Genomic DNA, 12,431 nt, shown 5'->3' with positions numbered 1-12,431 from the left:
ACCAAGGGAATAGGTTGTTAGGTGAGATTATAGCGCAAGACCCTAAAGGCCATACTTCGCGCGCAATTCGGCGATGACCAGCTTTGCGTCGAGTCCCTCGCCGCGGGCAAACGAAGCCTGCCCTTCCATCACACCCTCGATAAAGTCGCGATGCTCAATGAAGCGGCAATATGCCTCATAACTCTCCGGATCCACGACCACCATCTTGACCTTGCCGTTCACGGTCAAGGCGATCGGCTCCTTGGTGGTCTCGATGTCCTGCGCAAAGGACTTTGTCTGCCGGACGAAGTCGCTCAACGGAAAAACGCGCTTAACGCTAATCATGCCGGTGTTAGCTTACGCTATTTTTACTGCAAATTCACAGTGAATTTCATCAATTTCGCCGAGGTAATAGGCCGAGTCACGCAAGCGAGAAGGGACTTCTCTCACCGATAGACTAGGTTGCTAAGTGAGATTATCGTGCATGGCGGCAAGGAATTCGGCATCCGGTTCGTCGCACTCGAGTTGGTCGATGAGCGACCATTCGATCATCCGGTTGATGCTCCAGCCGAATGCTTCGTGTAGCTGTTGCAGTCTTTGTCGCAGGTGGATGATCCGCTCGCGGCCGACGAGCGGATTGCGGAGCCATGCCACGGCTTCGAAACAGGGTTCGCCGACGAGGCCCTTGGGGTCAATGAGGAGCCAAGTCTCTTGAGGGCCGAGCAGGATGTTCTCGGGGTGGAGATCGCCGTGCAAGAACCCCGGCTCGCGCTGGTCGGGCAGAGCGCTTTGGCGGAAGTAGTCGGCGAGCGGAAGGCATTGCGCGGTTGGGAGGTTGGCGATGGCGCGCCGAAAGCCAATGAAGATTTCGGTCTTAGCCGAGTCGGACAGGTCGCTCTGAGCCAAGGTTGTTCCCGGCCAAATGCGCTCCATGAGGATCGCGCCCGTGGCCGGGTCGCTGGCGAAGATGCGCGGAGTCATCTCCGATGGCAAGAGCATGGTCGCGGCGAATCCGGACGTGAGTTCCTCGCCTTGGAACGGCAGCTTGAGAACTCGATAGGCCGTCGCGAAGATACGCGAGCAATGCCCACTCGGCAGCTCTTCGTCAGGCTGAAATCCGAACGGGAACTCCAGTTACTTCTCCTATCTTGCTTTCCGTGTTCAGTCGCCGGCCAGCGGCTCTCTCAGCCCAATTCACTAAGCTCCAAAATCACGCGCGCGTAAATCTTCGCCATCCGCAAGACGTGCGCGACCTTAATCCGCTCGTCGGTCTGATGAGCCTCGCCATCGCCTTGCCAACCGGTGCCAATCGCGACCGTGTTCGGGACCGCGCGGGCGTAGGTGCCGCCGCCGATCACCATCGGTTCGCCGCGCTCGCCAGTTTCCACTTCCACCGCGTCGAGCACGGTGCGGGTCAGGGGGTGGTCCACCGGGAAGTAGAGCGGCGGGCTATCTCGATCGACATCCAGCGCGTAGCCGCCAGGCAGTTTCGCCAGAAACTTTTCGCACTTCGCCTTAAGCTGATCGCCGGTCCAGGTGACCGGGTAGCGCACGTTATAAAGCAGCCGCACGCGACCGTTTTCGGTGGTCACGATGCCCAAGTTTGAGGTCAATTCCGAAATCTCGTCCGAGCCGTGAATGCCAATGCCCATGCCGCTAATGTGCGAGGTCTCGAACAGCACCTCATAGTCGTGCTTGCTCGCCACCGGCGCCAGTTCCATCAGGAACCGCAGAATGCGGGCAGCTGCGCTGTCGCCGCCATAGGGCCATGCGCCATGCGCCGCCTTGCCCTTGGCGAAAATCTTGAGCACGTCGCCTTCCCACACAAAGCTGAGGTTCTTGTCCCAGGCGTCGCTCAGCTTGCCCTCAAACTCCTTGCGATAGGTCGCGGCGATGCGCACGCTAGCCTCGCAGGAATCGATGACGATGTTGGGGCGCTGCCCGCCCTTGATGCCGAGCAGGGCCATTTCGCCTTCAATCAGCGGGCGGCTCACGGTGAGATTGCCGATGCCTTTTTCCGCGTAAACAAGCGGCCAACCGGCGTCCGGCGCAAAGCCATAGGTCGGAGCTTCGTCCTCGGCGGCGTACTTGTCAATGCACTTGAAGCCCGACTCCTCGTTGCAACCAAAGGCCATGCGGATGCGGCTCTTGAGGTTCGGCACGCACTCCTTGATGGCGCGGCAGGCGAAGAATGCCGCCACGCTCGGACCCTTGTCGTCGGTCGCGCCGCGCGCGTAAAGGTAGTCGCCGTCAATCTCCGCGCCGAACGGCTCGTGCTTCCAGCCGGGTCCCACCGGCACGACGTCGAGGTGGCCGAAAATCGCGACAAGGTTCTTGCCTTGCCCAAAATCGCCATAGCCAATGTAGCCATCCAGGTCCTTGGTTGCCATCCCGGCGTCGCGGCACCAGTTCAGAGCGAGGTCCAGAGCTTCGCGGTTTTCGCGACCAAACGGAGCGCCGGGCTCGGCTGGACCTTCGATCGACGCGATCTGGAGCATCGAGCGCAGGCTGGCGACCATCTCGCTTTCGTGGGCTTCCAACCAAGCTTGAACCTGGGAAATGGGAGTTGACATAAAGCGAAGGCTACCCGAGGGAACGGGTAGCCGGGAAAACTCGCGAATGGTTAGCTCAGCGCGAGGCGAGCTTTTCGTGAATCGGATGCTTCTTCAGCAAAGAAGCGACTTCGTCGTTCAGGATCTTGGGATCGCTGGCCTTGACGCGCTTCTCCAGATATTGAAGATTGCTTTCCAAGTTGATCAGGGTGAAGCCGAGGTCGGTCGTAAAGCCGAGGGCACTTTCCAGGTCCGAACCACTCACCCGTCGCTGTTCCGAAAGGTTGCTGAGATCGACCGAAAAACTGCTGAAGTCAGTCTGCAGACCGTTGAATTCGCGGCGAAACTCCTGAACGCGGGAGTTCATCAAGCGATTCTCCTCCGTCAGTCGGGCCACCTCGTGGCGTAGTGCGGCCAAATCAACGTTGCTTGAAGCTGCGGGCGCTTCGGAGGGTTTCCCCACGAAGGCACACAACCCTAACACGCCGAGACAACCGAGCGTAGCTGTAACCTGATTCAACCGTACCAATTTTCTAGACCTCTCCAAGGTCACTGCAGACTGTCCCCAAACTGGGACAAAACTGTATTTTCTCACGTATTGTATCGCCCTCCTCTCTGGAAGGGACGCAGTAATAATACTGGTTGTAGCCCAAAAATTGCGATGGTTGTCACATTTTCTCAAAAGAATTGTCCACCTTTCCTCTGAGCTACGTTCAAGAAGACTGCCAAACCCGCCTCCAGGTTCAGAAAAGCCAGCAATCGTGCGGGGTCAATCTCAAAAACCTAAAGTTCATTCCACATGCCGCCGAAGATTTCACATGGCAAATCGTGTTTTTGAAATTTGATGGTCAAAAACCGCGAGCCGAGGTCAACAAGTGAGTCTACGGATCAACACGAATACCCAAGCGCTGAACGCCCTGCGCAACCTCAACTCCACTGTGGGTGAGTTAGGGGCTAGTATTTCGCGCCTTTCCACCGGCATGCGGATCAACCGCGCCGGCGACGACCCCGCCGGGCTAATTATCTCGGAAGGGATGCGCGCCCAACTTCAGGGCATCGATCAGGCGATCCGCAATTCGCAAGATGCGGTGAACATGACCAAGACGGCGGAAGCCGCTCTGGAAGAAGTGCAGCGCCTCGTCCGCAACTTGCGCGGTCTCGCCGTCGCCAGCGCCAACACGGCGGTTGTGGACTCGGCCTCGCTGCAAGCCAACCAAAGTCAAATTCGCTCGACTCTGCAATCGATTGACCGGATTGCCGAGCAGACCGCCTGGGGCAACAAGAAGATCCTTGACGGCACGGCCGGCGCGGTGGCCAACGTCACCGACATTACTAACGTCAGCGGCATCTACATGAGCGGCACGTTTGGCGGCGAGCCGATCATCAACGGTTCTATTCAAGTTCTTAAGCAAACCGCGGCCACCAAGGCCACCACCACGCTCGGCAACGCGTTTGCCAGCGGCAACGCGGTGGTCACGCAGACGGGCTCGTTCGTCATCAACGGCTACAGCATCGCCAGCAGCGGTTCGGAAACCGTGAACAGCCTGGTCGCCAAGGTGAACAACCTCTCGGCTTCCACCGGCGTGGTTGCTTCGGTTGTGCCGAACGGCGCGAACGTCTCGATCAAGCTCGAGGCCAATCAATACGGCAGCCAATTCGGCCTCAACTTCTTCGATCCCTCGAACATTATTCACAATGCGGCGAGCGCATCCGCAACCGGGATTGACGCGATTTTCGACGTCACGGCGCAGACCACGGCCGGTTCCAAGACAGTCCAGTTTAAGGGCGGTCAAGGTCCTAAGGAAAGCGGTCTGAAGCTGAGTGACACCTTCGGCAACATCGTGACCGTAACCGAAGCCGGGAACGCCGGTCTTGCCGCGTTGACCAACGTTGGCGCGGTGACGGCGGGCAACGTCCGGTTCCAAATCGGCGCGAACGCCAACCAGGCGATCGCATTTAGCATGCCGCAGGTGTACTCGCGCAACCTCGGGCTCGGGATCGTCGGCACAAAGTCGCTGACCGACCTCGACGTAACCACGCAAGTTGGCGCGGAAGAGGCGATGCAGATCGTGGACGCCGCGGTGAACCAGCTTGCTCAGTGGCGCGGCGAACTCGGTTCGTTCCAAGCCAACTTCTTAGATTCCACCGTGAAGTCGCTGAGCGTGGCGAAGGAAAACCTCACCGCCAGCGAAAGCCAAATCCGCGACGCCGACATGGCCGAGGAAATGACGAACTACACGCGGCTGCAGATCCTGCAGCAAAGCGGCATGGCCATGCTCGCGCAGGCCAACCAAACTCCGCAGCAGGTCCTTTCGCTCATCCGCGGTCAGTAGCAGCCGGTAATCTGAGGGCATGACCCTCACCGCCTGCGCCATCGCGTGGAAAATCCGCCCCGCAAGCTCCTTTGAGGAGTTTGTGGGGCATTTGCATGGGCTACTGGCCCAATGTCCGGACGGCTCGCTGGCGGTGCTGCCCGAGTTCTTTTCGCTGGAACTCCTTCCCTTCTTTGGCGGCGACCTCGTGAAGCTCGCGGCGGCCTTCCCCGAGATCGTCAAAGCGATGGAGCGAGTCGCGATGGATCGCGGTCTGGTGATCGTGGGCGGGAGCCATATCGCCAACATTGGTCCGCAATACCAGAACATATCCCCGCTCGTTCGCCAGGCTGGCATTCAGCTTCAGGCCAAACTCAAACTCACCCAGTTTGAGCAGCAAGACATGAACATTTCTGCGGGCCAAGGTTTGCGCGAGCCGATCGACCAGCTCTCCACCCTTATTTGCTACGACAGCGAGTTCCCCGAGGCGGGGCGTATCCTCGCCGAAGCCGGGTGTCGCGTGCTCGCCGTGCCCGCCTTCACTGAGACCGTGCGCGGGTTCCAACGCGTGCGGTGGAGTTGCCAAGCGCGCGCGATTGAAAACCAGATTTTTGTGATCCACTCCTCCCTGGTGGGTTCACTCGAAGTCGAGCCGGTGCCGACCACTTACGGCAGCAGCGCGATTCTTGCGCCGAGCGTGAGTCCATTTGCGGAGAGCGCGGTGCTGGCCGAGACCCCGCTCCACAAGGAAGGCGTGGCGATTGCCACGCTCGACTTCGACCAGTTGGAACTCGCGCGCAACTCCGATGACGTGCGCAATTGGCACGACCGCGACCCGAGTTGCTGGCGCATCGTTCCGCGCTAGCAGAACTGGAATTCCGGCGCGACGAACAGCACCTTGAGCACCGCGTGGGCCATGGCGTTCGGATCACCCGCGGCGGTTTCCGCCGCACTCATGAGAACGCTATAGCTTTTCGCCGATAACTTGCAATCGAGGACGCTGACGAGTTTATCCACCACTTCGGTGGCCGGCGCGTTGCGGCTGAACAAACCGGCGAGGCTGATGCCCAACGGCAAGTTGCGACCCTGGTTTCCGCCGCCACCCCCGCCCGCCAACTGGGGCCGGTTCATCAGGTGATCGGCGAATTTCGCGCGCTCGACCATGGTGGCCGAGGTGATCCAATAGGCGCCGGTGCGCCAACCGCTGACATCGGGCGGATTCATCAGTTCCATACCCATTGAAGTCGACGGGCTCACCGTGGCGAAACCCGGTCGACTGGCCGACAGCAACTTGATGTTCACCCCGTTTTGCGCGTTGATGCGCGGATTCGCCTCGGCTTCTCTTGCCTGCTCGGCGATGTTGCGGCCGATGCCAAGTTGCCGCAAAATCGGGATCGTAAAGTCCACCGGATTTTTCACGACCCGCTGAACCGCCTTCTCACTGTAAAACTCCGGCGCTTCCATGATCGCGCGAATCAGCGCCTTGATTTCTAGGTTGCTGTCGCGGAACTTCTTGGCGAGCCGATCCACAAGCCCGGGCTCCGGATTCTCGTAGGCGAACCAAGACCACATCTTGCCCGCGATAAACCGCGCGGTTTGGGGGTGATCGCAAAGCAGGTCAAGCACGTCTTCGCCCGTGTGGTTGCCTGTCTTGCCGAGCACGGTTTTCGCGCCTTCGTCAAATCTTGTGCGGACAAACCTAAACGATTCCAGGCGTCGCGGAGCGCGAGCCGCTTCGTTCGCGGCGCGTTGCCCCGCACCATACGTCCAACCGGTGAACGCGCGGGCCGCCTCTTGCACATCTTTTTCGGAGTAGTGGCCGATGCCGAGCGTGAAGAGTTCCATCACCTCGCGAGCGAAGTTCTCGTTCGGTTTGCCCTTCACGTTCTCTTGGTTATCCAGCCAAAAAATCATTGCCGGGTCCTTGCTGATGTGGTGCAAAAGGTCGCGGAAGTTGTCGGTGCCGTACGCCCGAAGCGTGCTGATATTGTTCAGCATCGCATAGGCGCTATCCACTTTCATGCTGGCCGTGGCGAAGTGGTTGTGCCAGAAGATCGTCATTTTCTCTTCGAGCGGTCGGCGAGTCATAACCAGGCGCGTGTACCAAATGCCCTGCGCCACGCGCATGTTGATAATGCCGCGATCGTTGACAAACGAATCCGGCGTCAGCTCGTAGCCCGGATCGACGTTCTCGTAATTGAGGAGCAGGTCCATCGCGCCCTTACTGCCGTTTGCCCCGTAGTAATCGAGCTCCGCCTCGCTTGCGCCAAGCCCAAACCTGCGCAGCAGGTGGGCGACCTTTTCGCGTTCCGTCAATGCCATGCCGAGTCGGACGTTCAAACCTGGGTGTGGTTCACTGATTTAGCCTCCGCAATTCCTCCAGATTTAAGTGCCCTTGGTAAATCGCCATGCCAAGCGCCACATCAATCCGCTGGCGGCTCAACTCTTCTACTTCGGCAATCGTGGTAATGCCTCCCGCAGCCACCAAACGCTTGGTGGTTTGTGCTCGCAAATCGGCGAACAACGCCAGATCGGTGCCGCCCAGCTTCCCTTCGCGATCCACGCACGTGCACAGAAAGCCCGCGCACACCGGCTCGAAGGCGGCCATAGCTTCGGCGGGCGATAGCTTGAGCGTCTCGCGCCACCCCTTCACCGCGATCTTGCCGCCGAGTGAATCAATCGCAACGATCACGCGTTCGAGCCCAATCGAGCGGGCGACCACTCGCACAAAGGCCTGGTCGGGCTGGCCATCGCGAAACGCCGCCGAACCCAAAATCACCTGGTTGGCCCCGGCTGCTACCGCGGCTTTCGCCGCCGCGACCGACCGGATTCCGCCGCCCACGCGAACCGTGAAGTTGGCCGCAACACGCTCAACCATGCCCGCGTTATCGCCCAGACCCAGCGCCGCGTCCAGGTCAATCACATGCAACAGCGGGAACCCCGCGAAGGCGGCTATGGTCTCGGCCAGGTCGCGTTCCAAGACCAAATCGCGACCCTGACGAAGCTGGACAACCCGCCCGCCCATCAGGTCAATGCAAGGAATGATCATGCTGGGCGCACCTCAATTCCCGCGGCGCGAAGCGCCGCGCGGACCTCGCCGACGCGCATGCCTTCAAGGTGAAAGATGCTCGCGGCGAGACCGGCCTCACAATCGGTTTGCTGAAAGAGCTCAACAAAGCTCGCCGGACCCGACGCACCGCCACTGGCAATGACGGGCGCATTTACGCGATCGCAAACCGCGGCGGTCAGCGGAATGTCGAAGCCGCTCCGCACCCCGTCGGCATCCATGCTGGTCAGCAAAATCTCGCCCGCTCCGCGTCGCACCCCTTCGGCGGCCCAATGCACAGCGTCTAAATCGGTGCCGAGTCGGCCGCCGTGCGTCACCACCTGCCAACTGTCGTCCACCCGCCGCGCGTCGATGGCGAGCACCACCGCTTGCCGACCTAACGCCTCGGCGAGTGCGGAGATCAGCTCAGGATTCTGCACCGCCGAGGTGTTCACGGCCACCTTGTCCGCGCCGGCTTCGAACAGGCGGCGAGCGTCCGGCACCGATCTCACGCCGCCACCAACCGTGAGCGGGACGAACACTTCTCGGGCCGTCGCCGCGATCACGTCGACGAGGCTCTGCCGACTTTCTGGCGTTGCCCCGATATCTAAGAACACGATCTCATCCGCGCCTTCCGCGGAGTACCGCGCGGCGAGTTCAACCGGGTCGCCGGCGTCGCGCAGGTCCACGAAATTGGTGCCCTTGACCACCCGCCCACCGGTGACATCCAGGCAAGGAATGATGCGCTTAGCCGGCATCGGTGGCCCACCTCCGCATGAATTCCAACCCGGCTGCGCCGGACTTTTCCGGGTGGAACTGCGCGCCGGTTACCCGGCCTGAGCGCACGGCGGCGACAAACGGGTGGCCGTGTTCGGCCATGCCCCACGCCGCGTCGCTCTGCGTCACGGCGTAGCTATTCGCAAAGTAAAACCAATCTTCCTGCGCCCCAAATTGAACCCGCGCCCAACCCATGTGCGGCGTGCGCACGCCGCAGCCAAACGCCTTCACGTCGCCACGCAGCAAGCCCAAACCAGATTGTCCGGGCGCTTCCTCGCTGGAATCGAACAGGGCCTGCATGCCCAAACAGATTCCGAGCAAGGGCCGGTCGAAGGCTCGCAACCGCTCCGCCCCGGCGGTGCCCAACGCCTGCATCATTGCGCCGAAGTGCCCGACGCCAGGCAGGACCATGCGATTTAAGTCGTCCCACGATTCGTCGAGCCGTACGCGACGGGTCGCGAGATTCAAGTGGCGGAAGGCGTTTTCGAGCGAGAAAAGGTTCCCCGCCCCGTAGTCCAGAATCCCGATCATAGCAACCCCTTGGTCGAGGGCAGTTGGTCCTTGAGGCTCGCATCAAGCGAACACGCGTACCGCATGGCCCTTGCCCAACCCTTGAACACCGCTTCTAGTCGGTGGTGACTGCTGCGCCCATAGAGCACTTTGACGTGGACGTTTCCTCGGACCGCCCGCGCGAAGCCTTCGAAGAAATCAGGCACCGTCTCGACCGTTAGGCCCCCTAACGTTTTGGCACGAATTCCATCGGTGTAGACGCAACTGGCTCGGCCCCCGAGGTCAAGGGCAACCACAACGAGAGTCTCATCCATGGTCTGCACCCAATATCCGGCCCGGTTGATTCCGCGCCGGTCGCCGAGCGCGGCGTCGAACAACTCGCCGATAACGATGCCGACATCCTCCACCGTGTGGTGCTGATCCACATGAAGGTCACCCGTCGCCTTCAAGCTCAGATCGAACCCGCCATGCCGGGCAAATAGCTGCAGCATGTGATCCAAAAATCCGATTCCGGTGTCCACTTGGGCCCGACCCCCGCCCTCAATCGTCAGCGACCCGGTGATCTGGGTTTCGGTGGTGTTTCTGGTTCTGGTTGCGATCCTCATACGGGTTCTCCCTGTCGAATCTCGATGCTTCGGGCGTGGCCTTCTAACCCTTCGGCGCGCGCCAACCGCGCTCCCGCGCTGGCCACGTTGGCCAGGGCGGAAGGAGACAATTGCTGGACAGTCACCACGCGAAGAAAGTCCATCACGCTCAGCCCGCCATGTCGCCGCGCCGCGCCGCCCGTCGGCAGCACGTGGTTCGGCCCGGTCACGTAGTCGCCCGCCGCCTCGGGGCTAGTGCTCCCAATGAAGATGCTTCCCGCGTGCTGGATGTCATCAATGTCTTCCGGATCGAGCAAACAAAGGTGCTCGGCGGCAATCTCGTTGGCCAAATCCAGAGCCGCGGAGCGGCTCGGCACCACGGCAATGAAGCTGCCTTGCGCCAGTGACTGCTTGGCCACCGCCGCGGTCGGCAGGGTCGCCAGCTGGCGCGCGACCTCGGCTTGCACGAGCACGGCCAACTGGGCCGACGTCGTGATGAAGATCGCTGATGCCGTCGCATCGTGCTCGGCTTGAGCGAGGAGGTCCGCCGCGATCCAGGCGGGGTTGCCTTGCGAACCGACGATTACAACCTCCGTCGGACCCGCCAAAAAGTCGATGCTCACCGTCCCCGCGAGTAGCTTTTTGGCCGCGGTCACGTACGCGTTGCCCGGCCCGACGATCTTGTCCACCTGGGGGATCGTTTCGGTTCCGAAGGCAAACGCCGCAATAGCCTGCGCGCCACCAAGCGTGGCGATGGCGTCCGCGCCCGCAATCTGGGCGGCGCGTTCCACCGCGGGCGTCGGCTGGGGCGTCGTCAGCCACACCTCACCAACGCCCGCCACCCGGGCGGGAATCGCGGTCATCAGTGCCGTGCTCGGATACGGATAGCGCCCACCGGGAACGTACGCTGCGATGCGCGACAAGGGCCGCAACACCTGCCCGACGCGGTGCCCCGGCGCAAGTTCGGTCATGAACCCTTGCGGCCGTTGCTTTTGGCTGAAGGCGCGAATGTTGCCCGCCGCCACCTGCAAAGCGTCCTCCAAATCGGACGGCACGGTCGGCGTCAGGTCAACTACTTTGCGCGTAAACGACGGGCCGGCGAACCCGTCAAACCGCGCGGCGAACTCGCGAACCGCGTCGTCCCCGCGATCGCGGACGGCGGCCAAAATCGGCTCGACAACGGCTTCGGCTTCGTCCGAAATCAGCTCGCGTTGAGCGAGAATCTTGCGCGCCCCCGCCATATCAACGATCCTCACGGCACCACCTTGTTGAGGCCGTACTCGACAATTCCTTCCGCACCCGCGGCGCGGAGCCGCGGGATAATTTGGCGCACCGTAGCTTCGTCCAGCACGGTGTTGACCGCAACCCAATCGTCGTCGCTCAGCGAAGAAATTGTGGGTCGCTTCAGCGCGGGAAGCTCGGTGAGCACGGCGGCCAAACTTGCCTTGGGCACGTTCATCATCAGGCCGACCTTGCCGATCGCCTCGATCGCGGATTGCAGCAAGAGGGTCAGGTCCTCCAGCTTTTTGCGCTTGCGATCGTCGGCGAGCGCGACCGGGTTCGCGATGAGCTGGGTGTTAGATTCCAGCACGGTTTCCACGATGCGCAGATTGTTCGCCCGCAGCGAAGAACCGGTCTCAGTGACCTCGACAATCGCGTCGGCCAGTGTGGGCGGTTTCACCTCGGTCGCGCCCCAACTAAACTCCACGCGCGCGTTCACGCCGTAGCTCTGCAAGTACCGACGGGTCGCGCCGACGAGTTCGGTGGCGATGGTCTTGCCCTCCAAATCCTGCACCCGGGTAATCGGGCTATCTTCCGGTACCGCGAGCACCCAGCGCACCTTGCCGAAGCTTTGGCGAGCATAAATCAGGTCGGCAAGCGGCACCACGTCAGCCTCGCTTTCGGCGACCCAATCGGCGCCGGTCAGGCCGGCATCGAGGATGCCCTTCTCCACGTACCGCGCCATCTCCTGAGCGCGGATGAGCATGCACTCAATCTCGGGATCATCAATGCTCGGAAAATAGTTGCGCGTGCGGATGGAGATATTGAAACCAGCCCGACGAAACAGCTCGATGGTCGCTGCTTCGAGGCTGCCCTTCGGGATTCCCAGCTTGAGCTTCATGCGTACACCTCGGCGGGATCGAACGCCAGGGTTTGGTCCACAACCCACTCCTCGCCCTGCAACACCTTGGCGAAACAGCTGCGGAAGCCCTCGTGGCAAACTCCGGGGCCGATCGCCCGAACCCGCAGCACCACCGCATCAAAGTCGCAATCGGTGCGCGCTTCCAGCACCTCCAGGCGGTGGCCCGAGGTTTCGCCTTTGCGCCAGAGCTGGCCGCGCGAACGGCTCCAAAACGTCGCGAAGCCCGAGTCGCGAGTGGCGGCCCACGCCTCGGGGTTCATAAAGGCAACCATCAGGACTTCGCCGCTTGCGGCGTCCTGAACGATCGCGGGGACGAGCCCGTTGAGTTTGTCAAAGTCAAGTTTCATTGGTGGTTATAGGAGAGAGGTCGGGAAACAAAAAAGACCCCCCGCGCTGGGCGGGGGGTCTGTTGATTCGTTGGGAAAACGAGGGTGATTTACAGCCTGCTACCGCGGCGCGGATGGATCGCGTTGACGTGATGATGATGCAGGGCGTTGAGTGAAAACTTCACTGGCTTTTATTCTTGCA

General features: G+C 61.2%; 14 protein-coding genes. 2 read left to right on the top strand and 12 right to left on the bottom strand.

The genetic code is table 11. From position 1 onward, the window contains the following. Window positions 1–42: 42 nt before the first annotated feature. From JNJ45_11815 to JNJ45_11800, 4 genes are all read right to left on the bottom strand, one after another. Entirely contained in the window at window positions 43–324 is a 282-nt protein-coding gene (locus JNJ45_11815; protein ID MBL8049356.1) for a hypothetical protein, read from the bottom strand. A gap of 120 nt (window positions 325–444) precedes the next feature. Next, complete coding sequence (locus tag JNJ45_11810; GenBank protein MBL8049355.1) at window positions 445–978, bottom strand: phosphotransferase; 534 nt, start codon at window positions 976–978, stop codon at window positions 445–447. A 185-nt stretch (window positions 979–1,163) separates the two neighbouring features. Then, window positions 1,164–2,552, bottom strand: coding sequence for a Sapep family Mn(2+)-dependent dipeptidase (locus JNJ45_11805; protein ID MBL8049354.1), 1,389 nt, complete (start codon window positions 2,550–2,552; stop codon window positions 1,164–1,166). 55 nt (window positions 2,553–2,607) lie between these two features. After that, the gene (locus JNJ45_11800; GenBank protein MBL8049353.1) at window positions 2,608–2,898 is read right to left on the bottom strand and encodes a hypothetical protein; all 291 of its coding nucleotides are present in this window, start codon (window positions 2,896–2,898) and stop codon (window positions 2,608–2,610) included. A 508-nt stretch (window positions 2,899–3,406) separates the two neighbouring features. Here JNJ45_11800 and JNJ45_11795 point away from each other — a divergent pair. Continuing rightward, window positions 3,407–4,864 carry a hypothetical protein gene (locus tag JNJ45_11795; GenBank protein MBL8049352.1) on the top strand — a complete coding sequence of 486 codons (1,458 nt, stop codon included), beginning with the start codon at window positions 3,407–3,409 and terminating at the stop codon, window positions 4,862–4,864. Between the two features lie 19 nt (window positions 4,865–4,883). Further along, window positions 4,884–5,708 carry a hypothetical protein gene (locus tag JNJ45_11790; protein MBL8049351.1) on the top strand — a complete coding sequence of 275 codons (825 nt, stop codon included), beginning with the start codon at window positions 4,884–4,886 and terminating at the stop codon, window positions 5,706–5,708. On the opposite strand, the gene JNJ45_11785 is transcribed toward JNJ45_11790, so the two are convergent. Genes JNJ45_11785 through hisI form a run of 8 tightly spaced genes read right to left on the bottom strand, consistent with a single transcriptional unit; the run spans window position 5,705 to window position 12,250 of the window. Further along, window positions 5,705–7,165 (bottom strand): DUF1800 domain-containing protein, encoded by a 1,461-nt coding sequence (locus JNJ45_11785; protein MBL8049350.1) that lies wholly within the window; start codon window positions 7,163–7,165, stop codon window positions 5,705–5,707. The two genes, JNJ45_11790 and JNJ45_11785, sit on opposite strands and share 4 nt — an antisense overlap. A gap of 31 nt (window positions 7,166–7,196) precedes the next feature. Beyond that, complete coding sequence (locus JNJ45_11780) at window positions 7,197–7,892, bottom strand: hypothetical protein (protein ID MBL8049349.1); 696 nt, start codon at window positions 7,890–7,892, stop codon at window positions 7,197–7,199. After that, window positions 7,889–8,647 (bottom strand): imidazole glycerol phosphate synthase subunit HisF, encoded by a 759-nt coding sequence (gene hisF, locus JNJ45_11775; protein MBL8049348.1) that lies wholly within the window; start codon window positions 8,645–8,647, stop codon window positions 7,889–7,891. The genes JNJ45_11780 and hisF overlap by 4 nt, the downstream gene beginning before the upstream one ends. Next, the gene (gene hisH / locus JNJ45_11770) at window positions 8,637–9,197 is read right to left on the bottom strand and encodes an imidazole glycerol phosphate synthase subunit HisH (protein ID MBL8049347.1); all 561 of its coding nucleotides are present in this window, start codon (window positions 9,195–9,197) and stop codon (window positions 8,637–8,639) included. Before hisH ends, hisF begins: the two co-directional genes overlap by 11 nt. Then, a complete protein-coding gene (gene hisB, locus JNJ45_11765) occupies window positions 9,194–9,781 on the bottom strand; it encodes an imidazoleglycerol-phosphate dehydratase HisB (protein ID MBL8049346.1) in 588 nt (195 codons plus the stop codon). The genes hisH and hisB overlap by 4 nt, the downstream gene beginning before the upstream one ends. Next, the gene (gene hisD, locus JNJ45_11760; protein MBL8049345.1) at window positions 9,778–11,016 is read right to left on the bottom strand and encodes a histidinol dehydrogenase; all 1,239 of its coding nucleotides are present in this window, start codon (window positions 11,014–11,016) and stop codon (window positions 9,778–9,780) included. The genes hisB and hisD overlap by 4 nt, the downstream gene beginning before the upstream one ends. Then, window positions 11,013–11,882: an ATP phosphoribosyltransferase gene (locus JNJ45_11755; protein MBL8049344.1), complete on the bottom strand. Its 870-nt coding sequence runs from the start codon at window positions 11,880–11,882 to the stop codon at window positions 11,013–11,015. The genes hisD and JNJ45_11755 overlap by 4 nt, the downstream gene beginning before the upstream one ends. Beyond that, window positions 11,879–12,250 (bottom strand): phosphoribosyl-AMP cyclohydrolase, encoded by a 372-nt coding sequence (gene hisI / locus JNJ45_11750; GenBank protein MBL8049343.1) that lies wholly within the window; start codon window positions 12,248–12,250, stop codon window positions 11,879–11,881. Before hisI ends, JNJ45_11755 begins: the two co-directional genes overlap by 4 nt. Window positions 12,251–12,431 lie beyond the last annotated feature (181 nt).

Origin of the sequence: Chthonomonas sp., assembly GCA_016788425.1 — a bacterium.
In the GTDB taxonomy this organism is placed as follows: Bacteria; Armatimonadota; Fimbriimonadia; order Fimbriimonadales; family Fimbriimonadaceae; genus JAEURQ01.
Note: the sequence above shows the minus strand (reverse complement) of the source record. Positions and strands in the feature narration are given on the sequence as shown.

Coding starts and splice junctions, on each gene's coding strand:
- JNJ45_11780 (MBL8049349.1), bottom strand. CDS start 7,892: ATGATCATTCCTTGCATTGACCTGATGGGCGGGCGGGTTGTCCAGCTT.
- JNJ45_11815 (MBL8049356.1), bottom strand. CDS start 324: ATGATTAGCGTTAAGCGCGTTTTTCCGTTGAGCGACTTCGTCCGGCAG.
- JNJ45_11810 (MBL8049355.1), bottom strand. CDS start 978: ATGCTCTTGCCATCGGAGATGACTCCGCGCATCTTCGCCAGCGACCCG.
- JNJ45_11785 (MBL8049350.1), bottom strand. CDS start 7,165: ATGGCATTGACGGAACGCGAAAAGGTCGCCCACCTGCTGCGCAGGTTT.
- JNJ45_11800 (MBL8049353.1), bottom strand. CDS start 2,898: ATGAACTCCCGCGTTCAGGAGTTTCGCCGCGAATTCAACGGTCTGCAG.
- JNJ45_11805 (MBL8049354.1), bottom strand. CDS start 2,552: ATGTCAACTCCCATTTCCCAGGTTCAAGCTTGGTTGGAAGCCCACGAA.
- hisH (MBL8049347.1), bottom strand. CDS start 9,197: ATGATCGGGATTCTGGACTACGGGGCGGGGAACCTTTTCTCGCTCGAA.
- JNJ45_11755 (MBL8049344.1), bottom strand. CDS start 11,882: ATGAAGCTCAAGCTGGGAATCCCGAAGGGCAGCCTCGAAGCAGCGACC.
- hisI (MBL8049343.1), bottom strand. CDS start 12,250: ATGAAACTTGACTTTGACAAACTCAACGGGCTCGTCCCCGCGATCGTT.
- JNJ45_11790 (MBL8049351.1), top strand. CDS start 4,884: ATGACCCTCACCGCCTGCGCCATCGCGTGGAAAATCCGCCCCGCAAGC.
- hisF (MBL8049348.1), bottom strand. CDS start 8,647: ATGCCGGCTAAGCGCATCATTCCTTGCCTGGATGTCACCGGTGGGCGG.
- hisB (MBL8049346.1), bottom strand. CDS start 9,781: ATGAGGATCGCAACCAGAACCAGAAACACCACCGAAACCCAGATCACC.